This is a genomic window from Sphingomonas plantiphila, from assembly GCF_046000505.1.
GTDB classification, from domain to species: Bacteria; Pseudomonadota; Alphaproteobacteria; order Sphingomonadales; family Sphingomonadaceae; genus Sphingomonas; species Sphingomonas plantiphila.
This window is the reverse complement of record NZ_JBELQC010000001.1, coordinates 230,663-251,351: the sequence shown is the minus strand read 5'-3', so window position 1 is coordinate 251,351 and position 20,689 is coordinate 230,663. Positions and strand designations below refer to the sequence as shown.

The 20,689-nt window shown below is 66.6% G+C and carries 22 protein-coding genes; 10 read left to right on the top strand and 12 right to left on the bottom strand.

Features of this window, described 5'->3' with window-relative positions:
* Window positions 1-14: 14 nt before the first annotated feature.
* The 3 genes from ABS767_RS01170 to ABS767_RS01160 form a co-directional block, all read right to left on the bottom strand.
* On the bottom strand, window positions 15-428 hold the full coding sequence (locus tag ABS767_RS01170) for an ExbD/TolR family protein (protein ID WP_408076531.1): 414 nt from the start codon (window positions 426-428) through the stop codon (window positions 15-17).
* A 213-nt stretch (window positions 429-641) separates the two neighbouring features.
* On the bottom strand, window positions 642-959 hold the full coding sequence (locus ABS767_RS01165) for a DNA primase (protein WP_408076530.1): 318 nt from the start codon (window positions 957-959) through the stop codon (window positions 642-644).
* Between the two features lie 104 nt (window positions 960-1,063).
* Window positions 1,064-2,305 (bottom strand): multidrug effflux MFS transporter, encoded by a 1,242-nt coding sequence (locus tag ABS767_RS01160; RefSeq protein WP_408076529.1) that lies wholly within the window; start codon window positions 2,303-2,305, stop codon window positions 1,064-1,066.
* A 103-nt stretch (window positions 2,306-2,408) separates the two neighbouring features.
* Between ABS767_RS01160 and ABS767_RS01155 the strand changes: the two genes are divergently transcribed.
* The 3 genes from ABS767_RS01155 (at window position 2,409) to ABS767_RS01145 (ending at window position 5,409) form a co-directional block, all read left to right on the top strand.
* Complete coding sequence (locus tag ABS767_RS01155; protein WP_408076528.1) at window positions 2,409-2,900, top strand: hypothetical protein; 492 nt, start codon at window positions 2,409-2,411, stop codon at window positions 2,898-2,900.
* A 139-nt stretch (window positions 2,901-3,039) separates the two neighbouring features.
* Window positions 3,040-3,990: an isopenicillin N synthase family dioxygenase gene (locus ABS767_RS01150; RefSeq protein ID WP_408076527.1), complete on the top strand. Its 951-nt coding sequence runs from the start codon at window positions 3,040-3,042 to the stop codon at window positions 3,988-3,990.
* 126 nt (window positions 3,991-4,116) lie between these two features.
* Entirely contained in the window at window positions 4,117-5,409 is a 1,293-nt protein-coding gene (locus ABS767_RS01145; RefSeq protein ID WP_408076526.1) for a homoserine dehydrogenase, read from the top strand.
* A gap of 24 nt (window positions 5,410-5,433) precedes the next feature.
* Here ABS767_RS01145 and ABS767_RS01140 read toward each other — a convergent pair whose 3' ends face one another.
* The 4 genes from ABS767_RS01140 to ABS767_RS01125 all read right to left on the bottom strand — a co-directional run bounded on the left by ABS767_RS01140 (window position 5,434) and on the right by ABS767_RS01125 (window position 10,543).
* Window positions 5,434-5,781 carry a hypothetical protein gene (locus ABS767_RS01140; RefSeq protein WP_408076525.1) on the bottom strand — a complete coding sequence of 116 codons (348 nt, stop codon included), beginning with the start codon at window positions 5,779-5,781 and terminating at the stop codon, window positions 5,434-5,436.
* Between the two features lie 59 nt (window positions 5,782-5,840).
* Window positions 5,841-6,239, bottom strand: coding sequence for a septal ring lytic transglycosylase RlpA family protein (locus tag ABS767_RS01135; protein WP_408076524.1), 399 nt, complete (start codon window positions 6,237-6,239; stop codon window positions 5,841-5,843).
* A 90-nt stretch (window positions 6,240-6,329) separates the two neighbouring features.
* On the bottom strand, window positions 6,330-8,885 hold the full coding sequence (gene gyrB, locus ABS767_RS01130; protein ID WP_408076523.1) for a DNA topoisomerase (ATP-hydrolyzing) subunit B: 2,556 nt from the start codon (window positions 8,883-8,885) through the stop codon (window positions 6,330-6,332).
* A gap of 50 nt (window positions 8,886-8,935) precedes the next feature.
* A complete protein-coding gene (locus ABS767_RS01125) occupies window positions 8,936-10,543 on the bottom strand; it encodes a GNAT family N-acetyltransferase (RefSeq protein ID WP_408076522.1) in 1,608 nt (535 codons plus the stop codon).
* 143 nt (window positions 10,544-10,686) lie between these two features.
* Here ABS767_RS01125 and ABS767_RS01120 point away from each other — a divergent pair, with 143 nt between their 5' ends.
* Window positions 10,687-11,361, top strand: coding sequence for a hemerythrin domain-containing protein (locus ABS767_RS01120; protein WP_408076521.1), 675 nt, complete (start codon window positions 10,687-10,689; stop codon window positions 11,359-11,361).
* A gap of 4 nt (window positions 11,362-11,365) precedes the next feature.
* Here ABS767_RS01120 and recF read toward each other — a convergent pair whose 3' ends face one another.
* Entirely contained in the window at window positions 11,366-12,433 is a 1,068-nt protein-coding gene (gene recF, locus ABS767_RS01115) for a DNA replication/repair protein RecF (RefSeq protein ID WP_408076520.1), read from the bottom strand.
* A gap of 67 nt (window positions 12,434-12,500) precedes the next feature.
* On the opposite strand from recF, the gene ABS767_RS01110 reads away from it, so the two are divergent.
* A complete protein-coding gene (locus ABS767_RS01110) occupies window positions 12,501-13,355 on the top strand; it encodes a hypothetical protein (protein ID WP_408076519.1) in 855 nt (284 codons plus the stop codon).
* 27 nt (window positions 13,356-13,382) lie between these two features.
* Here ABS767_RS01110 and ABS767_RS01105 read toward each other — a convergent pair whose 3' ends face one another.
* The 3 genes from ABS767_RS01105 to ABS767_RS01095 all read right to left on the bottom strand — a co-directional run bounded on the left by ABS767_RS01105 (window position 13,383) and on the right by ABS767_RS01095 (window position 16,108).
* Window positions 13,383-14,132: a Coq4 family protein gene (locus ABS767_RS01105; protein WP_408076518.1), complete on the bottom strand. Its 750-nt coding sequence runs from the start codon at window positions 14,130-14,132 to the stop codon at window positions 13,383-13,385.
* A gap of 65 nt (window positions 14,133-14,197) precedes the next feature.
* Window positions 14,198-15,301 (bottom strand): DNA polymerase III subunit beta, encoded by a 1,104-nt coding sequence (gene dnaN, locus ABS767_RS01100; RefSeq protein WP_408076517.1) that lies wholly within the window; start codon window positions 15,299-15,301, stop codon window positions 14,198-14,200.
* A gap of 147 nt (window positions 15,302-15,448) precedes the next feature.
* The gene (locus ABS767_RS01095; RefSeq protein WP_408076516.1) at window positions 15,449-16,108 is read right to left on the bottom strand and encodes an outer membrane protein; all 660 of its coding nucleotides are present in this window, start codon (window positions 16,106-16,108) and stop codon (window positions 15,449-15,451) included.
* Between the two features lie 143 nt (window positions 16,109-16,251).
* Here ABS767_RS01095 and ABS767_RS01090 point away from each other — a divergent pair, with 143 nt between their 5' ends.
* Window positions 16,252-16,878: a histidine phosphatase family protein gene (locus tag ABS767_RS01090; protein ID WP_408076515.1), complete on the top strand. Its 627-nt coding sequence runs from the start codon at window positions 16,252-16,254 to the stop codon at window positions 16,876-16,878.
* Window positions 16,875-17,345, top strand: coding sequence for a hypothetical protein (locus tag ABS767_RS01085; RefSeq protein WP_408076514.1), 471 nt, complete (start codon window positions 16,875-16,877; stop codon window positions 17,343-17,345). Before ABS767_RS01090 ends, ABS767_RS01085 begins: the two co-directional genes overlap by 4 nt.
* A 60-nt stretch (window positions 17,346-17,405) precedes the next feature.
* On the opposite strand, the gene ABS767_RS01080 is transcribed toward ABS767_RS01085, so the two are convergent.
* Window positions 17,406-17,765 carry a DUF4168 domain-containing protein gene (locus ABS767_RS01080; protein WP_408076513.1) on the bottom strand — a complete coding sequence of 120 codons (360 nt, stop codon included), beginning with the start codon at window positions 17,763-17,765 and terminating at the stop codon, window positions 17,406-17,408.
* 201 nt (window positions 17,766-17,966) lie between these two features.
* Here ABS767_RS01080 and rlmN point away from each other — a divergent pair, with 201 nt between their 5' ends.
* The 3 genes from rlmN to ABS767_RS01065 all read left to right on the top strand — a co-directional run bounded on the left by rlmN (window position 17,967) and on the right by ABS767_RS01065 (window position 20,685).
* The gene (gene rlmN, locus ABS767_RS01075) at window positions 17,967-19,175 is read left to right on the top strand and encodes a 23S rRNA (adenine(2503)-C(2))-methyltransferase RlmN (protein WP_408076512.1); all 1,209 of its coding nucleotides are present in this window, start codon (window positions 17,967-17,969) and stop codon (window positions 19,173-19,175) included.
* 151 nt (window positions 19,176-19,326) lie between these two features.
* Window positions 19,327-19,791 (top strand): outer membrane protein, encoded by a 465-nt coding sequence (locus tag ABS767_RS01070; protein WP_408076511.1) that lies wholly within the window; start codon window positions 19,327-19,329, stop codon window positions 19,789-19,791.
* 144 nt (window positions 19,792-19,935) lie between these two features.
* Complete coding sequence (locus tag ABS767_RS01065; protein WP_408076510.1) at window positions 19,936-20,685, top strand: sulfite exporter TauE/SafE family protein; 750 nt, start codon at window positions 19,936-19,938, stop codon at window positions 20,683-20,685.
* The last annotated feature ends 4 nt before the right edge of the window (window positions 20,686-20,689 follow it).

Here is a 20,689-nt window from a genome sequence, read left to right as displayed (position 1 = left end):
TGCGCCACGTTCCGTCAGTCGAACTTCATCGCCTCATGACCGACAAAGCCGAGCTTGGTCACGCCGGCGCGCTTCACCACCGCCAGCACATCGTCGAAGCGCTCGTAGCGCGCGGCGGCGTCGGTCTTCATGTGCAGCGGCTCGTCCGCCGCCACGCCCGCGGCGAGCAGCGCGGGAAGCTGCGCATCGGCGATCCGCGTGCCGTCCCAGCTCAGCGCGCCGTCGGCAGCGATGTCGAGCCGGTGGATGATGCCGTCGTCGACCTTTCCCACTCCGGTGGGCAGATCGACCGGGATCTTGTGGCTGGCGATCGGGATGGTGACGATCAGCATGATGAGCAGCACCAGCATCACATCGATCAGCGGAGTGATGTTGAGCGCGCTGAGCGGTTCGAATTCGTTGCGGCGATAGGAAGCGGCACGGGTCATCGGAACCTCCTCTTGAGTAAGAGATGGTGTATCATGACACAAATTGCACCGAGCACAAGGGCTTAGCGATGCGCGTCGTTCCAGTGCCGCTCCTTGCTCCGGTCAGTCTATCGCCTGCTAGTCGATCTGGCGACGAAGCGCGGGCCGGTCGAGCATGGCGCCGTCTCCGCCGCCATGCCCGACCGACCCATCGTCCGAGCCCATCCGCGCGGGTCAGGGGTTCAGTGCGGTGGACTCGTTGTCGTCCAGATCGTCGTCGTCGACCGTCCCGGACTCGAATTCGGTTTGCGCGGCGTCTTCAGCGGCGTCCCCTTCCTCGTCGGGGTCGCCGATCTCTTCGTCGGTCTGTTCGTCGGCGAAGCCGAGGGCCTCGTCCTCGTCGTCTTCCTCGTCGATCTCCTGCCCGAGATCGGGGTCGAGATCGGTCACGAGGACGCCGTTGCCCGGGCCGCCGCCGGTCGCCTCGAGAATTTCGGCGCGCTGGCTCTCGTCATAGCCGTCTTCGTCATATCCGTCGTCGCCGGTTCCCATGCCCGGCACCTGATGACCACCCATCGCAATCTGACTCCATGCGTTTCCTGGAGGCGCGAACGGCGGGCGGGCGCAGCTGGTTCCGCGCGTTGCGACAGGCGCCTTCAGTTGCGACGAAACAATTTGCCGCGTTCGGTCACGAAGACGATGCCCAGCGCCGTGAGGCCGAGCACGGTGAACCCGATATAGAGCGGCACGGTCGTCCCGTCGAACGCCTGGCCGATCACCGCGCCGAGCACCGCCGCGCCCAGCGTCGCGATGAACCCCTGAAGGCTGGATGCGCGCCCGGCGATCTCGCCCATATTTTCCATCGCCATCGCGGAGAAATTGGAATTGGCAAGGCCCATCGCCGCCATCATCGGCGCCTGCAGCACGATGAACACCACCAGATTCTCTCCGCCCAGCAGAATGACGACGAGATGGACCATCGCCAGGACCGTGGTGACGAGGATCGCGAGATGCGACAGGAAGCGCATGCCGAAGCGCATCACCAGCCGCGAATTGGCGAAGGCGCTGACCGCCATCAGCCCGGCGACCGACGCGAAGACCACGGTCAACAGTTCCGGGCGCTTGAACACGTCGTAGACGATCTGCTGGATCGATCCGATGAACGCGAAGAAGCACCCGGAGATGGCGGCGGTCGCGAAGGTGTAGCCCACCGCCCAGCGATCGCGGAACATGATGCGGTAGCCGCGCCAGATCTCGCGCAGGTCGAGCTTGTTGACCGAATTGGGGTCCAGCGTCTCGGGCATTCTGATCAGGAACCAGGTGAGCACCACCGCCGCGACGATACCGATTCCACCGAAGATCAACCGCCACGAGGCGAACATCATGATCATCAGCTGGCCCCATGCCGGGGCCAGGACGGGAACGACCATGAAGGTCATGAAGGCGAGGCTCATCACCCGCGCCATTGCCCGCCCCTGGAAACAGTCGCGTACCAGCGCCACCGTCACCACGCGCCCGGCCGCGACCGCCGCACCGCTGGCGGCGCGGGCGACCAGCAGCAGTTCGAAGCTAGACGAGAAGGCTGCGACGACGTTGGTGACGACATAGAGGCCGAGCGCGATGCCGATTACCGGCTTGCGCCCGAACCGGTCGGCGAGCGGGCCGTGGAACAGCTGCCCGACGGCAAAGCCCAGCATGAAGGCCGTGATGATATACTGGCGATGGTTGGGTTCGCTGACGCCCAGCTGCTCACCGATCGCGGGGAGGGCGGGCAGCATCGAATCGATGCCGAGCGCGGTCAGCGCCATGATCGATGCGATCATGGCGACGAACTCGCCCATCGGGATGGGGGAGCGGTCGACCGATTCTGCTTGGGAAATCCCTGTACGCGCGTCCATTCGGGCCCCCATGCCGCATCGCAACCCATGCGTCACCCCGTGAATTGACCTGCGTGGCGAACCGGTTTAGTGTATTGCCTGAATAATACGCGTGGAGACTGTGATGAAACGCATCTGGCTGGTGCTCCCGCTCGCCGCCGCCCTTGCGGCGTGCGGTGGTGGCGAAGGCACGACCATCTCGATCGAGGGCGACAACGGATCCGTGACCGCGAAGGCCGACAAGGACGGCCGGGTCGAGGTCAAGGCGCCGGGCTTCGAAGGGTCGATCAAGCTGCCCAAGTTCAGGATGGATGCCGATAATTTCGATATCGACGGGGTGAAGCTCTATCCCGGCTCCACCATCTCGAGCCTGAATATCGAGGATCGCGGCAGCGACACCGACAAGGGTGGCGTGCGCGTGGCGTTCGATGCGCCGGCCGATGCCGAGCGGGTGCGCACCTGGTTCCGCGAGCAGATGGAGGGGGCGGGCTTTACCGTGACCGGCAATCGCGCCGAACTGACCGGCAAGACCAGCGAGGGCAGCCCGTATACGCTCAAGGTCGATCCCGCAGGCGACGGCAAGAGCCGCGGGACCTTGTCCGTCACCGGAGGCTGAGCGGCCGCAATCCGCCGTCCGGGCGTAGGCGGACGGCGAAGCGGGAGGGGCGCACGGCACCGTGCCCCTCCCGCGCCACTGTTCGAGTGTGCCTCAAGCGATTATCTGCGGGGGAATCGTTACCCGGAGTCGCCTTGAAATGCCCGATCGTCTGTTAGCCGAAGTCCCCCTTGTCAGCCTTGCCGATCAGGCGGGCGATCCGCAGGGCTTTGCCGCTGCGCTGGGCGGATCGTTCGAGCGGTTCGGCTTTGCGATGGTGCGCGATCACGGGATCCCGCAGGATCTGGTCGACCGCGCATGGGCGATGACCGAGGCGTTCTTCGCGCGACCCGAAGCGGAAAAGCGCGGCTATCTGGTCACCGGCGGTGGCGGCGCGCGCGGCTACACGCCGTTCAAGACCGAGATCGCCAAGGGCGCGAGCCATGTCGACCTCAAGGAATTCTGGCATATCGGCCGCGAATTGCCCGAGGGGCACCGCTTTTCGGACCTGATGGCGCCGAACATCTGGCCCGACGCGCCCCAGGGGTTTCGCGAGACCTTCCTCGAGCTGTTCGCGGCGTTCGACACTGCGGGCGACCGGCTGCTGTCGGCCATCGCGCTGCATCTGGGGCTGGCAGACGACTGGTTCGATCATGCCGTCGCAGACGGCAATTCGGTGCTGCGCCTGCTTCACTATCCGCCGGTGACCGAAGATGCGCCGAACGTGCGCGCGGGCGCGCATGAGGACATCAACCTTATCACGCTGCTGCTCGGCGCCGAAGAGGCGGGTCTGGAACTGCTCGACAAGGATGGCCGCTGGCTGCCGGTCAAGCCGCCCGAGGGGGCGCTGGTGGTGAATGTCGGCGACATGCTGCAGCGGCTGACCAACCATGTCCTGCCCTCGACCACGCACCGCGTGGTCAACCCGCCGGTCGAGCGGCGCGGGCATTCGCGCTATTCGATGCCCTTCTTCCTTCACCCCGCGCCCGATTTCCTGATCAAGGCGCTGCCGCAATGCGTGAGCGCGGAGAACCCCGAGCGCGAGCCGCCGATCACCGCGCACGACTATCTGGCGGAGCGGCTGGCCGAGATCGGCCTCACGAAGAAATAGGGCGGGCCAAACTTATCCTCTCTCGCCCCGGGGTTGTTCCGGGGGCCACGCTGCCGCAAAGAGCGCCGGTGCGGCACGGCCGTGCGAAATCCCGCCATGCCGTCGGGATCGAGATGGGGAATCGCGTTGGTCGAGCCGTTGAAAGTCGCGCTGGCAGGTCTGGGCACGGTAGGCGCGGGCGTCATTCGCCTGATCGACGCCAATGCCGATCTGATCGCGCGACGCGCCGGGCGGCCGATCGAGATCGTCGCGGTGTCGGCGCGCGACCGGTCCAAGGATCGCGGGGTCGATATCGCGCGGTTCGACTGGGTCGACGACATGACGCAGCTCGCGCACCATCCCGAGGCCGAGGTGGTGGTCGAACTGATCGGCGGGTCGGACGGACCGGCGCTCGCGCTCGCGCGGGCGACGCTGGCGGCGGGCAAGGGGCTGGTCACCGCCAACAAGGCGATGATCGCGCATCATGGGCTCGAGCTCGCCGGAATGGCCGAGAAATCCGACACGCCGATGAAGTTCGAGGCGGCGGTCGCGGGCGGGGTTCCGGTGATCAAGGGGCTGCGCGAGGGCGCGGCGGCGAACGTGATCGATCGTGTCTATGGCATCCTCAACGGCACCTGCAATTTCATCCTGTCGAAGATGGAGGCGGAAGGCCGCGACTTCGACGACGTGCTCGCCGAGGCACAGGCGATGGGCTATGCCGAGGCCGATCCGGGCTTCGACATCGACGGCGTCGACGCCGCGCACAAGCTGTCGATCCTTGCGAGCCTGGCCTTCGGAACGCAGCCGGCGTTCGGTGACGTCGCCGTCGGCGGCATCCGCGATGTCGTTGCCGCCGATATCGCCGAGGCGGCGGCGCTCGGCTATCGCGTGCGGCTGCTTGGGATCGCGGACTTGAACGGCGACGGGCTGTTCCAGCGCGTGCACCCGCATCTCGTCCCCTTCGCGCATCCGCTGGCGCACGTCACCGGCGCGACCAATGCGGTGGTGGCGGAAGGAAATTTCGTCGGCCGGCTGCTGTTCCAGGGCGCCGGAGCCGGCGACGGCCCGACCGCGAGCGCGGTGGTCGCCGACCTCATCGATATCGCGCGAACCGAATTCGGCCCGCCCTATGCGATGCCGGCTGCCAGCCTGGCGGGCGAGCCCGCGGCGCCGACCGGCGAACGCCGCAGCCGTGCCTATCTGCGCTTCACGGTGCCGGACAAGGTCGGCGTGCTGGCGGAGATTGCCGCCGCGATGCGCGATGCGGGCGTGTCGATCGAATCGCTGATCCAGCGTGGCGCGATGGCCGATGGCAGCGTGCTGCTGGTGATCGTGACGCACGAAGGGCCGGAGCGGTGCGTGGCGCAGGCGCTGGAAAAGCTGCGCGGCTCGCAGAGCCTGTCGGGCGAACCGATGTGGATGCACATCCTGGGCGAGTGAACGGGGCCGGACCGGCGCCGCGGGTCAGGGCGCGGGTTCGCGCTTTCGCACCACCTTGCCGTCGAAACCGACGCCGACCGTCACCCCTACCATGCCGCCGCAGGGGGTGAGGAAGGGGCCTGTGACGCCGCACTGGAACGTCACGTCCTCAAGCGCCTTGTCGGTCTGGAACGGCACGTTGTCGGCCGCGCGCACGGTGATGAAGGGGACGCGGTATTTCTTGTCCGCCTCCCGCAGCGCGCAGATCGTGACTTCATCGGGATCGGCGGTGCGTTCGCAGGGGATGACCGCGCGCGTCTTTTCGCGATAGGCGGCCATTGCATCGGTGTCCGCGCCGGACTGGAATGCGAGAGCAAGCAGCAACAAGGACATCGGTGTCGGACCTCCCGGACGTCACCTTAGCATGACGTCGGCGCGTCCGGAACGCAGATTCAGTCGATCGCCGCGACCGCCGTGTCGGCCAGTGCGATCTCGACCAGAGCCCGGCCGCGCCGGACGATGCCCAGTTCGCGCGCGGCGGCTTCGGACAGGTCGAGCACGCGGCTCTTGTGGAACGGCCCGCGGTCGTTGACGCGGACGATCACGCTGCGCCCGGTCGACGGGTCGGTGACGCGCAGGCGGGTGCCGAAGGGCAGGGTGCGATGCGCGGCGGTCATATCGTCGGGATCGAAGCGCTCGCCGCTCGCGGTGCGGTTCCCGGCATGGGCATCGCCATAATAGCTGGCCATGCCGGTCGCCAGCACGGCGGGAGTGGCTGCGGGGGACGCGACGTCCTGCGCGACGCCCGGCGCCGCAGCGCACAGCAATGTGATCGCGATGAGTCCCCGCATGGTCCCCGGCCCCTTGTTTCGGACCGGGGGTGAAACAGAGACGGCGCCGGACGGCAATCCGTCCAGCGCCGCACTGTTCGGATTCCGCGATCAGACGTCGAGATTGGCGACGCTGAGCGCATTCTCCTGGATGAATTCGCGGCGCGGCTCGACCACATCGCCCATCAGGCGGGTGAAAATCTCGTCCGCGACGTCCGCCTGATCGACCTGCACTACCAGCATCGAGCGGTTGGCCGGATCGAGCGTGGTTTCCCACAGCTGCTCGGCATTCATCTCGCCCAGGCCCTTGTAGCGCTGGATCGACAGGCCCTTCCGGCCGAAGGCGAGGATCGCGTCGAGCAGCTGGCTGGGGCGTGAAACCAATGCCTCGCCCTTGGCTGCGGTGACGGGGGCACCCGCCTCTTCACCGTCCGCAGGTGCCTCGGCTTCGGCGGCGTCCGCTGCGGCGCTCGCCTTGGACGAGACGAGCTTCGACGGGACGAGATATTTGTCGGCGTGCTCGGTCGCCAGCGCGTGCAGCTTGCGGGCCTCGGCGGAGACGAGGAACGCGGCTTCGACGATGTGGTGATCGGTCACGCCGCGCCAGGCGCGTTCGAAGTGGTAGCCGCCTTCTTCGGTCACGCGTGCCGACCAGCGCGCATCGGCATCCGCCGCGTCGAGCCGGGTGACGACCGAAGTCAGGCTCTCGGCGCGCTGGTCGCGCGATGCGGCGGGATCGAGCCCGTTGCCGAGTGCCAGCGCCTCGATGATCATCGGATCGTAGCGGCGCGGGACGTAGCGGACGAGCGTGCGCATCCGCCGGGCATGCTCGACCAGTTCGCGCAGCTCCTCGCCGGTGCGATGGACGCCTGCCGTGTCGAGTACCGTCCCGCCGACGCCGGCATCGACCAGATACTGATCGAGCGCGGCATCGTCCTTGAGATAGACTTCCGACCGGCCCTTGCTCGCCTTGTACAGCGGCGGCTGGGCGATGAAGAGGTGCCCGTTCTCGATGATCTCGGGCATCTGGCGGTAGAAGAAGGTCAGCAGCAGCGTGCGGATATGCGCGCCGTCGACATCGGCGTCGGTCATGATGACGATCTTGTGGTAGCGCAGCTTCTCGATATTGAAATCGTCGCGCCCGATGCCGGTGCCCATCGCCTGGATCAGCGTGCCGATTTCCTTGGACGACAGCATCCGGTCGAAGCGCGCGCGCTCGACGTTCAGGATCTTGCCGCGCAGCGGTAGGATCGCCTGGAAATGGCGGTCGCGGCCCTGCTTGGCCGATCCGCCCGCCGAATCACCCTCGACCAGGAACAGTTCGGACTTGGCCGGATCGCGCTCCTGGCAGTCGGCGAGCTTGCCGGGCAGCGAGGCGATGTCCATCACGCCCTTGCGCCGGGTCAGCTCGCGCGCCTTCTTGGCAGCCTCACGCGCCGCGGCGGCGTCGATCACCTTCTGGATGATCTGGCGCGCATTCTGGGGGTTTTCCTCGAGCCATTCGGCCATCTTGTCGGCCATCAGGCTTTCGAGCGGCTGGCGCACCTCGCTGCTGACCAGCTTGTCCTTGGTCTGGCTGCTGAACTTGGGATCGGGCAGCTTGACGCTGACGATCGCAGTCAGCCCTTCGCGCATGTCGTCGCCGGTCAGCGTCACCTTCTCCTTCTTCAGGAGGCCCGACTTGTCCGCATAACTGTTGATCGTGCGCGTCAGCGCGGCGCGGAACGCGGCGAGGTGCGTGCCGCCGTCGCGCTGCGGGATGTTGTTGGTGAAGCAGAGAACGTTTTCGTAATAGCTGTCGTTCCACTCCAGCGCGACATCGATCGTGACGTCGTCGCGGGTGCCGGCGATCGCCACGGGATCGGGCATCAGCGCGGTCTTGTTGCGATCGAGATATTTCACGAACGCGGCGATGCCGCCCTCGTAATATAGCTCGACCTCCTTCACCTCCTCGTGCCGCGCGTCGCGCAGGAACAGGCGGACGCCCGAATTGAGGAAGGCGAGCTCGCGGTAACGATGCTCGAGCTTGTCGAAGTCGTACTCGATCTGGTTCTTGAACGTGCCGCCATCGCCCGGGGTCTTTTCGGTCGAGGCGAGGAAGGTGACGCGCGTCCCCTTCTTGCCGTTGGCCGGGCCGATCACCTTGAGCGGCGCGGTGGCATCGCCGTAGGCGAAGCGCATGTAATGCTCCTCGCCGTCGCGCCAGATGTTGAGATCGAGCCATTCGGACAGCGCGTTGACCACCGACACGCCGACGCCGTGCAGGCCGCCGGAAACCTTGTAGGCATTGTCGTCTGACGTGTTCTCGAACTTACCGCCAGCGTGGAGCTGGGTCATGATGACCTCGGCCGCGCTCACGCCTTCCTCGGCATGGATGCCGGTGGGAATGCCGCGGCCATTATCCTCGACGCTGACCGATCCGTCGGCGTTCAGCTGGATGATGATGCGGTCGCAATGCCCCGCCAGCGCCTCGTCGATCGCGTTGTCCGACACCTCGAACACCATGTGGTGGAGGCCGGACCCGTCGTCGGTGTCGCCGATATACATGCCCGGCCGCTTGCGGACCGCATCCAGGCCCTTCAGGACCTTGATGCTGTCGGCGCCGTAGCTGTTGCTGTTGGGGGTATTTTCGGGGGTTTTATCGTCTTCGGATGCCATGCCCAGCATATAGGGATTGGGCGCACGTAACGAAAGCGAAATGCGCCCGCGCGACGGGGTTATCCGCCGCCCGGTCCCTTCTTTTCATGGCCATGGCCGATCGGCATCTGCTGCTCGCCGCGCGGGCTCTGCGTCCAGTCGATGCGGTAGAGGTCGAACCGCCGGTCGGTGAGGTTGCGCACCGTGCCCTCGGCGCGCGCCCAGGTCAGGTCGGCGAGGTTGACGTCGGCGATGGTCAGCGTCTCGATATTCTCGCTCGCCTCCGCCGCGATGCCGTCGCGCGCGAAGGGGAAGTCGCACGGCGTGAGGATGCAGCTCTGGGCATATTGGATATCCATATTCTCGACGCCGGGCAGATTGCCGACATTGCCGCTCATCACCACGAAACACTGGTTCTCGATCGCGCGCGCCTGGGCGCAATAGCGTACGCGCATATAACCCTGGCGGCTGTCGGTGCAGAAGGGGACGAAGATGATCCGCGCGCCTTCGTCCACCAGCCGACGGGCGAGTTCGGGGAATTCGCTGTCGTAGCAGATCAGCACCCCGATCGGTCCGCAATCGGTCTGGATCACGTCGACGCTGTCGCCGCCCTTGATCCGCCACCAATAGGCTTCGTCGGGGGTGGGGTGGATCTTCTCCTGCGCATGGATCGAACCGTCGCGCAGGCAGACGTAAGCAACGTTCTGGATCTCGCCATCGTCGGTATAGGTCGGATGCGACCCGCCGATAATGTTGACATTGTACGACAGCGCGAGTTCCGACAGCCGGTCCACCAGCGGCTTGCGCCAGCTGGTGAGCTTGTCCAGCGCCTGGGCGGGGGTCAGGTCGTGCGGCTCGAACGACAGCAGCGACAGGGTGAACAGCTCGGGGAACACCACGAAGTCGGAGCGATAGTTGGAGGCGACATCGACGAAATATTCGACGTTGCGCATGAATTCGTCGAAGTCAGCGACCGCGCGCGCCTGCAACTGCACCGTCGCCAGCCGCACGCTTTCGATATCGCGCGGGACGCGGTGGGTGGGCGGCTCGTTCGGGTCGACATAGGGGTTGCGCCAGACCATGTGCGCGGCGTGACCGCCCGAGGGCTTGTCCTCGGGCAGATAGTCGGGGAGCACGCCGATCGGACGGAAGCCGTTGGCGATCTGGAAGCCGAGCGTCGGATCGCGAATCTCGCCCTCAACGACGTGATCGACATAGTCCTGCGGCCCGGACACCTTGGCGATGTAGCGCCGGAAATTGGGCATGCGCGCGCCGAATACGATGCCCTTGAGATCGAGCCGTTCGACCAGCATCCGCCGTGCGTCGTAGAGCCGCTTGCCGATGCGCAGCCCGCGCTGCTTCGAGGCGACGACCATCTCATAGCCGTACAGCCAGTCGCCGGTGGGATCGTGGCGGCTGCCGAAGCCGTTGCCGGTGATCGATTCCCAGTCGTGCGGGGCGAGCGCGACTTCTTCGTCGATGCGGCTCGCGGCGCAATAGCCGACCACCTCGCCCTCATAGAGCGCGACGAACACGCCGTCGGGATAGTTGTTGATATGGCCGCGGATCATGCCCGCGCTGTAGTTTTCGACGTTGCGATAGGTCTTGCGGGTCAGGGCCAGGATGCCGGGAATGTCCTGCGTCGTGGCGTTGCGGATCTCGAGCTTTGCGGGGGTTCGTCTGGTCATCGCAACGAATACGCCGCCGCCCGTAAAAAAGTTCAACCACTTCATTGCGAAGTTGCAACGGCCTTGGTGTATTGCTAAGGCAACACACATAGGGGAATCGGTAATAACAACGCCCGGGCGGGTGCGTCCGGGGAGGGAGACTCATGTCCGCACGTCACGACTTTTACGGTCCCGTCCACAAGGGACTGCGCTTCGCTTCGGCCCAGCTGCTCATCCGGCTCGGGTCCAACGACTGGCAGTGCGCGCGCGCCTCGGCCGCGCTGATCGCCGCGCTGCGTCACCATCTGGAGGTTGCCCGCGCGCATCTCGAGCATGAAGAGGCGGAATTTCACCCGGTGCTGCGTGCCCGCGCGCCGGAACTCGCCGATGCGCTCGATCACGATCATGCCGAACATCACGCAACGTTCGACGCGCTGGCGGCGCTGATCGCGGCGGTCGAGGCGGCGGTCGACGCCGAACGCCCCGCCGCCGCACACCGGCTTTACCTGCGCTACAGCCTCTATGTTTCCGACGACCTCGCGCACATGGCGTCGGAGGAGCTGGAGGTGCAGCCGATCGCGCATGCGCTGTTCACCGACGCCGAACTGCAGGCGATCGAAGGTCGCATCGTCGCGTCGATCCCGCCCGAGCAAATGGCCGAGTCGCTCTCGATCATGCTGCCGGCGATGACCCCGTTGGAACGTGCGACCTTCCTGCGCAACGTCGGCGCGGGCGCCCCGCCCGAGGCGTTCGCGATGATCCGCGACGTGATCGCGCGCAATTGCCTGTCGCAACAGGATCACGCACGGCTGGTCGGCGAACTCGCGCTCGCCGCCTGAGCGTTCAGCGTTCGGCGACGATCGCCCCGCCCGCCACGCGATAGCGGGTGAGCGGGGCGGGGACGCTCGCGAACAATTCCGGTTCGGTTCCCGTCATCCACACCTGGCCCCGGCCCGCCAGCCGCTCGAACAGCGCGGCGCGGCGGCTGGGGTCGAGATGCGCGGCGACCTCGTCGAGCAGCAGGATCGGGGCGCGGCCGGTCCGTGCGGCGACCAGTTCGGCGTGGGCGAGCACGATGCCGAGCAGCAGCGCCTTCTGTTCACCGGTTGAGCAGAGATGCGCGGGCTGGTCCTTGTCGAGATGCAGTACCGCAAGGTCCTGTCGGTGCGGGCCGGCCAGGGTACGCCCGGCTGCGGCGTCGCGCGCGCGTCCGGCGCGGAGCCGGGCCGCGAGATCGTCGGCGCCTTCCCCCTCGAGCGTGAGGCCGGCGCGCGCGAACGGCCCGGCGGGCTGGTCGGCCAGGCTTTCGGCGAGCGCGGCGACGGTGGTGCGGCGTGCCTGGTCGATCGCCGCGCCATGCTCGGCCATGCGCGCCTCAAGCGCGGTGAGCCAGTCGGGATCGGCCGGCTCCTCGGCCGCGAGCAGCCGGTTCCGCTCGCGCATCGCCGCTTCGTAACGCGCGCTGTGATGGGCGTGACCGGGGGACAGCGCCAGCGTAAGCCGATCGAGGAACCGCCGCCGCTCGCCCGCCGGCTCCACGAACAGCCGATCCATCGCCGGCGTGAGCCACAGCACCGTCAGCCACTCGGCGAGCGCGGTCGCCGCGGCGGGTGCGCCATTGACGCGCACCACGCGCCGCTCGGGCGCGGTCGCCAGCGTGCCGGTGCCGATCTCGCTGCCTTCGAGCAAGGTCGCGGCCACCGAGAAGCCGCCGCTGCCGCCCTGCCGCGCCATGTCGCCGAGCGGCGCGCGGCGCAGCCCGCGTCCGGGGGCGAGCAGCGACACCGCCTCCAGCACATTGGTCTTCCCCGCACCATTGTCCCCCGCCAGCACGACGAACCCGGGCTCAGGTGTCAGAAGCGTGTCGGCGTGATTGCGGAAATCGGTGAGGACGAGGCGGGTGACGGCCATGGCCGGCCTGTAGCGTTCCGGCTTGCCGAGGCATAGCGCTTGCGCAATCGTTGGGGCGGGGGGAATCATGAAGCGATCGATTCTGGCTGCGGCGCTGTTCGGATTGGCGGGCTGTGCGGGTGATCCGGCGACTGCCGTCATCGATGGGCTCGAGGCGAGCTACAGCAAGGACGGGCGCCCGGACGCGATCGTCGTCAGCCTGGCCGAGAATGGCGATGCGCGCTTGTATGCCGGCAAGCGCCGCGGGATCGTCCGGCGCGACGGACTCGACTATCTGATGAACGAGAAGCGTGTCGCGATCGACGGCACCAAGTTCCGCATGGAGCCGATCGCGGCGCTGCGCTCCGATGTCGTCGGGATGGAGGATCTGGCGGAAGCGGCGCGACGGCGTCGGGCGGCTGAGCTCGATGCGACTCCGGGCGTGCGCGAGGTTCGGCTGCCCGATGGCCGCGTGTTCCGGTTCGCGCCGCCGCCCGTGCTCCAGTTCAAGGTTGAGCAGATCGGGACCGAGGAGGTCGCCGGGCGCCGCGGGCAGGTGTGGCGGTTGAGCGCAATCGGCGACGGTCGGCCTAATGGATTGGAAGCCGTTACGACGACCGACAAGGCGCTGGCGCCGGTGGGCAGGCTCGTTGCGCTGCATCTCGCCGCGCCGGAAATTGCGGAGTTGCAGCAGGAGGGGACCCCGCGCAATTTCGCGCGTGCGCTCGCCGATTTGCTTGGAACCGGCGCTCTGTTGCGCCTGTCCGTTCGGGGTGATGCCGGCCAGACGCAGGAATTGTTTCGCCTGATGCGGTTCGGCCCGGGTTCGTTTCGCGGATCGGTCCTGGAACTGCCGAAGACGGTGCTCGATCGCACGACGCTGCGCGGAGACCTCGAAATCCTGGCCCCGAGTGAGGAAGTGGCCCCGATGACGATGATCTAGCGCGGTCGCGAGGGGGCCCGCGGGGGATCAGATCCCGATCAGGCCCTTCGCGCGCAATTCGGCCTGGGCCGCGCGGTAGAGAACCGGATCGCCGATATTGAGCCGCTTGCGCACCGCGTCGAGCGGCTCGGCGAGCAGCTGGACATAGTCCTCGCCCGACAGCCAGCCTGCCGCCTTGCCGTGGCGATAGCCTTCGCGCACCGCCCGCGCGAAGGCGCGCGATCCGGTGACGCGAAGGCTCTTGAATGCCGCCCCCGCGGCGATGAAGGCCCAGCCCAGACCGCCGGTCTGCGCATAGGAAAAGGCGACGAGGCATGCCTCGCCCAGCGGCTCGTCCGCCTGATAGCCGGTGATGACGTGCCAGATGTCGTGGATGTCGCGCTCGCGCCGGCCATACCAAGCGTGCGGATGCTCGATCCCGCGTTCGACATCGGCGTCGGCATAGCTGACCTCGGCCAGCCCCTGCGCCGAATAGCCGGTGCGGTCGAGAAAATCGCGATAGGCCGCGCCGACGCTGCCCACGGGCAACGAATCGATCCATGCGCGATCGGAGAATTTTTCGGCGAGTTCGACGCGATGATAGGCGATTCGGCCGCCATCGGGCGTGGTGAGCAGCTTGCGATAGTTCCTGCCCACCGTGTCGCCGTTGAGCGCGCGCATGATGCGGAATACCTGCACCGTATCGTCGCCATTGGCGAGCAGCCGGCGGAGTGCGGCGAGCGCCGTGCCCCATTCGCGCCTGCGCGGCTTGCCCCAGTCGATTGCCTGCGTAGTCATCATGCGACTGCCCATACTGACAGCCGTGTAAATAAGTGATTATGCCGACCGAGGCAAGCGCGGGTTTACACCCGCATTGGCATCAGCACGTAGAGCGCGGGCGACTTGTCGTTCTCGCGGATCAGCGTCGGCGCGGCGGCGTCGGCGAGGTGGACTTCGACGAGATCGCTTTCGATCTGTCCGAGAATGTCCATCAGGTAGCGCGAGTTGAAGCCGATCTCGAACGGCTGGGCGGCATACTCGCCCGGCACGTCCTCGGCGGCGGTGCCGTTGTCGGGGCTGGTGACCGACAGGGTGATGCGGTCACGGTCGAGCGCCATCTTCACCGCGCGGGTCTTCTCCGTCGCGATGGTGGAGACGCGGTCGACGCCCTGCATGAAGCTGCGCGGGTCGATCTTGAGAATCTTGTCGTTGCCGGTCGGGATGACGCGGCTGTAATCGGGGAAGGTGCCGTCGATCAGCTTCGACGTCAGGATCGCGGCGCCGAGGTCGAAGCGGATCTTCGACCCCGAGAGCGACACGCCGACCGAGCCGTCGACCTCGTCGAGCAGCTTGCGCAGTTCCGCCACGCATTTGCGGGGCACGATCACGTCGGGCATCGCCTCGGCCCCTTCGGGGCGGGGCACGGTGACGCGGGCGAGGCGGTGGCCGTCGGTGGCGGCGGCCTTCAGCGTGTCGTCGGCGACGTGCAGGAAAATGCCGTTGAGATAGTAACGCGTCTCTTCGGTCGAGATCGCGAATCGGGTCTTGTCGATGATCTGCTTGAGAATCTCGGCCGGCAATTCGAACACGGTGGGCAGTTCGCCCTCCGCGATCACCGGGAAATCGTCGCGCGGCAGCGTACCGAGTTCGAACTTGGCGCGGCCGGCATTGACCTTGATCTTGCCCTCGGCCGCGGTCAGCTCGACCTGCGATCCCTCGGGCAGCTTGCGCGCGATGTCGAACAGCGTGTGCGCCGGGACGGTGATCGACCCCGCCTGATCGACCGCTGCAGGCACGGTTTCGTCGATCTGGAGGTCGAGATCGGTTGCCATCAGCCGCAGCGATCCGTCGAGCGACGCTTCGATCAGCACGTTCGACAGGATGGGAATCGTGTTGCGCCGTTCCACCACGGACTGGACGTGGCTAAGGCCCCTCAACAGCGTTGCGCGTTCGATCGTCGCTTTCATGTGTATTCCAAACCCCCGGGCGGCCGCCCCAATTCAACTGACGGCGTGCGGATTGCCGTCGGAAGTTCGAGATATCCTTAACGTCAAAAAGGGCCGGAGCAAGCCGCTCCGGCCCTTCCTGTCATTCATTTGTGGACGGAATCGCGCTTAGAAGCGGAAGCCGACACCCGCGACGATCTGGTGGCGATCGGTATCGATGTCGAAATCGTCCGTCACCGCGCCGTTGTTGAACTCGAAATTCGCGTTCGAATAGTTCGAATAGCGGTACTCGAGCTTGGCGTAGGTGTTGCTGCCGATCGCCTTCTCGACGCCCGCGCCGATGCGCCAGCCGTCGAGCTCGAAATTCTCGCGCAGTTCGGTGGTGCCGTCGCTGGCGAGCACGTTCAGGCGGGCATTGGTGTAGCCGCCCTTGGCGTAGATCAGCGTGCTGGGCGAGGCGAGGACACCGGCACGCAGGCCGACATAGATGTCACGCCCGGCGCCGACTTCGCCGAAGCCGAAATAGTTCGGATCGGTCGAGTTGGCCTTTACCTTGCCGGTCGAGTCGGACAGTTCCGCCTCGACGCCGACGACCGCGCCGCCGAGCGCGATGTCGTAGCCGGCCTCGACGCCGTAGAGGAAGCCGTCGACGCTCTGGTCGTCGCCGTCGATGTCGCTGTCCTCGGAACTGCCGGGACGGATGATGTCATAGCCGCCGATCACGCCGACACGCGGACCGGTGAAGGTAGCCTCGCCATCCTGGGCGAAGGCGGCCGGGGCGGCGAACATGGTGGATGCTGCCAGCGCGGCTGCGAAAACGGTACGCATAATTAAACTCCTTATACACGACCTGCGGGCGTGCCCGCCGGGTCCGGAGCTAAATGGTGCGTCGCGGCGCAAGTTGCATGAACGCCGGATAAACGTGAAAAACCGTTGCCTTTCGGCCACAGGTGCACCTAGCTGCGGATCGTATGAGACAGGGTCGCGACTTTATCGCCCGGCATGGGGAAACGGTGTTCAACGCGGCGCGGCGGCTGCAGGGGGAGCATCCGCACACGCCGCTGACCCGTACGGGCTTCGCCCAGGCCGACGAAATGGGACAGGCGTTGCGCGACCTGCTGGGGCCGCGCCCCGCGCTGACGCTGTGGGCATCCGACACCGGTCGCGCGCTGCAGACACTGGCGGTGATCGCCGAGCATCTGGAACTCGACTGGCACGCCGCCCGACGCGACGTTCGTCTGACCGAAATCGGCATGGGCAGCTGGGGCGGCCGCTATTATGCCGACCTGATGGCGAGCGATCTTCCGGTGGTTGCCGACGGTGGACTGTTGCACCCGGCGCCCGACGGCGAGCGCTATCCCGAAATCGCGGCGCGCGTGTCGGCGTGGCTCGCCGACACCGACGACGATCCCGGCGATCGGCTGGTGATCATGCACGGCATTTCCAGCCGCGTGCTCCGGGGCGTGATGACCGGGCAGGATGCGCATCCGCAGTTCGAAACGCCGGTCGCGCCGGGCTTGCCGCAGGGATCGGTGGTGATGATCGCGCAGGGCGCCGAGACGGTGGTCCATCGCGGCACGGGCCACGCGCCGGCATGATCGCACTGTGGTTCGCGCTCGCCGTCGCGGCGCAGACGCCGTCGCAGGGACGCGAATCGCTGGGCGTGTTCGAGGGGTGGGGGGCGTTTCGCGATGCCGCGCCGGCGCGGTGCTATGCCATCGCACAGACGGTGCGCGGACGCTCCGCAGCATTCGCCAGTGTCGCCAACTGGCCGCGATCGGGCGCGCGCAACCAGATTCACGTGCGCCTGAGCCGCGCGCGCGATCCTCGCGCCAAGGTGACGCTGGCGATCGGCGAACGCCGGTTCGAGCTGAAGGCGGGCGCAAGCGACGCCTGGGCGCCCGATGCGCGCACCGATCGCGCGATCGTCGCGGCGATGCGGTCGAGCCGATCGATGAGCGTGGAGAGCGTGGCGCGCGGTGGCGGCGCCTTTGCCGATGTCTATGCGCTGGCGGGTGCCGCAACCGCGATCGATGCCGCCGCGCTGGGCTGCGCCCGGCGCTGAGGCGCCCGGCGCTGAGTTGTTGCGCGCGACACCGACCAGCCGGTACCGCGCGCCGGGAGGTTACTGGGTCTGCGTCGGTGTCGGCGTGGCCGACGGGGTCGCCGGAGCGGCCGGCTTGGCGTCGCGGATCGCGATGATCGCCGCCTGGACCTTCTGCTGAAGCGCCGGGTCGGACTGCGATGCCTGCGCGATCTCGTTGAAGCGGGTTGCCTCCAGCCCGTTGCTGGTCACCGCTTCGGCCATCTTGGCCTGCTTTTCGCTGGCCGGGATCGTCGCATCCTTGCTCACCGCGTCGGCGGCCAGAGCGGCCTTGGCGAACATGGTCACTTCCGCGTCGGTGATCGCGACCGGCGCTGCAGGCGTCGCCTCGGGCGTGGGGGTCGCTGGCTCAGTAGTCTGCGCCAGGGCGGGGGTCGTCATGAGGATGCCGGCCGCCAGGGCCGCATGGGTAAGCTTAATCAAAATGTCACTCCAGATATCGTTGAAGTTGGGGCGTAGAAACGCGCACGCCTCATGGTTTCAGAGGCGTCGGGGGCGTCGCAACCCTTCCTCGGTGAGTCGTTGCCTCCTCGGGATGGGCGGGGCATGGAAACGCATCGAAAACTTCGCTATATGCGCGCGATGCAGACAGTCGCGTCGCCCCTGATGCCCATCGCCGGGCATATCGATCCCGTGCCCGTTCCCCGCAGCCTGAAGCCGCGCGCCGATGGTCGTATCGACCTGCTCGGCCTGTCCAAGGCCGATCTGCGGATGGCGCTGGAGACCTCGCAGCTCGAACCCAAGCAGGCGAAGCTGCGCGCCAAGCAATTGTGGCACTGGATCTACAATCGCGGCGTCACCGATTTCAGCCTGATGACCGACATCTCGAAGGCGATGCAGCCCTGGCTGGCGCAGCGTTTCGTGATCTCGCGCCCGCAGGTGATCGAGGCGCAGGTGTCGACCGACGGCACGCGCAAATGGCTGCTCCGCTCGGACGACGGGCAGGATTACGAGATGGTATTCATCCCTGATGCGGATCGGGGAACGCTGTGCGTGTCGAGCCAGGTCGGGTGCACGCTCAACTGCCGCTTCTGCCATACCGGCACGATGCGCCTCGTCCGCAATCTCGAGTCGGGCGAGATCGTCGGGCAGGTGATGCTGGCGCGCGACGCGCTGGGCGAATGGCCGAGCACGCCGGAGGGGCGCATGCTGACCAACATCGTGATGATGGGGATGGGCGAGCCGCTCTACAATTTCGACAATGTCCGCGATTCGCTCAAGATCGTGATGGACGGTGACGGGCTCGCGCTTTCGAAGCGGCGTATCACGCTGTCGACCAGCGGTGTGGTGCCGATGATGGCGCGCGCGGGCGAGGAGATCGGGGTCAACCTTGCCGTCTCGCTTCACGCGGTGACCAAGGAGGTGCGCGACGAGATCGTGCCGCTCAACCGCAAGTTCGGGATCGAAGAGCTGTTGCAGGCGTGCGCCGACTATCCCGGCGCGAACAATGCCCGCCGCATCACCTTCGAATATGTGATGCTGAAGGACAAGAACGACAGCGACGACGATGCGCGCGAACTCGTGCGGCTGATCAAACAGTACAAGCTGCCCGCCAAGGTCAATCTGATCCCGTTCAACCCTTGGCCGGGTGCGCCCTATGAATGCTCGACTCCCGAGCGCATCCGCGCGTTCCAGGAGATCGTGTTCGGCGCGGGTATTTCCGCGCCGGCGCGCACGCCGCGCGGGCGCGACATCGACGCCGCGTGCGGCCAGCTCAAGACCGCGGCGGAGAAGAAGAGCCGCGCCGAACTGGACCGGCTGGCGGAAGAAAAACAGGCCGCTTTAGGCTAGGCACAGGGCGGAATGTTGCGCGTATGCAACATATGCCGATAATTGTTGCATAAATGAACCGTGTTACTCTTGTAAAACACGTGAAGCCCGATTAGTTCGGTTCCGCAACGTCCTGTTGCAGCCAAAACATAACATTCTGTGGGATACCAATATGCGTAAGATCGTGATTCTTGCGGCCCTTGCTGCCGCCACCGTTGCCTCGCCTGCGCTGGCGCAGTCGGACAAGACCGGCGAAGGCCGCGTCGAAGTCCGCGGCGGCATCGCCTGGGCGCAGGGCCAGGAAGAAGCGTTCGCCGGCGTTGCCGCCGGCTATGATTTCGACCTGGGCGACACTGCGTTCGTCGGCGCCGAGGTTTCGGCCGACAAGGTCCTCGCCGGTGGCGCGGACGTGCTGTTCAGCGTCGGCGGCCGCGTCGGCGCGAAGATCGGTGACGCCGGTCGCGTCTATGCACTGGCCGGCTACGGCTTCACCGAGGGCGACGATGGCGCCTTTGCGGGAGCGGGCTACCAGCACAATCTGGGCGAGAAGATTTTCGCCAAGATCGAATATCGCCGCACTCTGGTCGAGGGTCCGGACGTGAACTTCGCGGGCGTCGGCGTCGGCCTGCGCTTCTGATCGGTCCGAACCGAACGACACGAACAGGAAGGGCGGCCCGGCAGGGTCGCCCTTTTTGCTGACCGGCGCACCCGGGCCGCCGCGATTCCGAATTCTCGACGGCGAGGCTTGTAGCGCGCAGCGCCGTCGCGCAAGGAGCGGTCGATGGACGCAACCGCACTTCTCCTTGCCGCCGGGGCCGGTTGTGTCGGGGGTATCATGAACGGGCTCGCCGGCGGCGGTACCTTTGCCACGCTCCCGGCGCTCATCGCGCTCGGCTTGCCTGCCAACATCGCCAATGCGACGTCCAATGTTTCGCTGTTGCCCGGGGCTGCGGCGAGCGCCTGGGGGTTTCGCGACGAGCTTGGCCCCGTGGCCGGTCTGTCGGTGGCGCTGCTCGCCACGATCACGTTCGTCGCGGGTCTGGGGGGTAGCCTGTTGCTCGTGCTGACCCCCAGCGACACGTTCGACTTCATCATCCCGTGGTTGTTGCTGTTCGCCTTCGTCGTGATGGTGTTCGGGCGCCGCGCGGCGGACTGGCTGCATGCGCGGGTCACGATCGGGCGCCGAACACTGATCGGGGCTCAGGGCGTGCTCGGCATTTATGGCGGCTATTTCGGCGGGGGCGTTGGGTTGATGACCACCGCCACCTATGGCCTGCTCGCCAATATCGAGCCGCGCGCGCTGTTCGCGATCCGCACGCTGATGCTCGCCATCGCCAATCTGGCCGCGGCCTTCGTCTTCATCGGCTTCGCGATGGTCGACTGGCGCACCGGGGTCCCGATGCTGATCGGCGCAATCGTCGGGGGATGGAGCGGCGCAGCGATCGGCAAGCGCATGTCGCCCCGCCTCGTGCGTGGCTGGACCTTGCTGGTGACGGCGGGGACGACCATCTTTTTCTTCGTCCGACTGTAACCGT

Coding starts and splice junctions, on each gene's coding strand:
- ABS767_RS01090 (WP_408076515.1), top strand. CDS start 16,252: ATGAGACAGGGTCGCGACTTTATCGCCCGGCATGGGGAAACGGTGTTC.
- rlmN (WP_408076512.1), top strand. CDS start 17,967: ATGCAGACAGTCGCGTCGCCCCTGATGCCCATCGCCGGGCATATCGAT.
- gyrB (WP_408076523.1), bottom strand. CDS start 8,885: ATGCTGGGCATGGCATCCGAAGACGATAAAACCCCCGAAAATACCCCC.
- dnaN (WP_408076517.1), bottom strand. CDS start 15,301: ATGAAAGCGACGATCGAACGCGCAACGCTGTTGAGGGGCCTTAGCCAC.
- ABS767_RS01120 (WP_408076521.1), top strand. CDS start 10,687: ATGTCCGCACGTCACGACTTTTACGGTCCCGTCCACAAGGGACTGCGC.
- ABS767_RS01140 (WP_408076525.1), bottom strand. CDS start 5,781: ATGTCCTTGTTGCTGCTTGCTCTCGCATTCCAGTCCGGCGCGGACACC.
- ABS767_RS01165 (WP_408076530.1), bottom strand. CDS start 959: ATGGGAACCGGCGACGACGGATATGACGAAGACGGCTATGACGAGAGC.
- ABS767_RS01095 (WP_408076516.1), bottom strand. CDS start 16,108: ATGCGTACCGTTTTCGCAGCCGCGCTGGCAGCATCCACCATGTTCGCC.
- ABS767_RS01170 (WP_408076531.1), bottom strand. CDS start 428: ATGACCCGTGCCGCTTCCTATCGCCGCAACGAATTCGAACCGCTCAGC.
- ABS767_RS01080 (WP_408076513.1), bottom strand. CDS start 17,765: ATGACGACCCCCGCCCTGGCGCAGACTACTGAGCCAGCGACCCCCACG.
- ABS767_RS01135 (WP_408076524.1), bottom strand. CDS start 6,239: ATGCGGGGACTCATCGCGATCACATTGCTGTGCGCTGCGGCGCCGGGC.
- ABS767_RS01125 (WP_408076522.1), bottom strand. CDS start 10,543: ATGACCAGACGAACCCCCGCAAAGCTCGAGATCCGCAACGCCACGACG.
- ABS767_RS01150 (WP_408076527.1), top strand. CDS start 3,040: ATGCCCGATCGTCTGTTAGCCGAAGTCCCCCTTGTCAGCCTTGCCGAT.
- ABS767_RS01085 (WP_408076514.1), top strand. CDS start 16,875: ATGATCGCACTGTGGTTCGCGCTCGCCGTCGCGGCGCAGACGCCGTCG.
- ABS767_RS01155 (WP_408076528.1), top strand. CDS start 2,409: ATGAAACGCATCTGGCTGGTGCTCCCGCTCGCCGCCGCCCTTGCGGCG.
- ABS767_RS01070 (WP_408076511.1), top strand. CDS start 19,327: ATGCGTAAGATCGTGATTCTTGCGGCCCTTGCTGCCGCCACCGTTGCC.
- ABS767_RS01105 (WP_408076518.1), bottom strand. CDS start 14,132: ATGACTACGCAGGCAATCGACTGGGGCAAGCCGCGCAGGCGCGAATGG.
- ABS767_RS01110 (WP_408076519.1), top strand. CDS start 12,501: ATGAAGCGATCGATTCTGGCTGCGGCGCTGTTCGGATTGGCGGGCTGT.
- ABS767_RS01160 (WP_408076529.1), bottom strand. CDS start 2,305: ATGGACGCGCGTACAGGGATTTCCCAAGCAGAATCGGTCGACCGCTCC.
- recF (WP_408076520.1), bottom strand. CDS start 12,433: ATGGCCGTCACCCGCCTCGTCCTCACCGATTTCCGCAATCACGCCGAC.
- ABS767_RS01065 (WP_408076510.1), top strand. CDS start 19,936: ATGGACGCAACCGCACTTCTCCTTGCCGCCGGGGCCGGTTGTGTCGGG.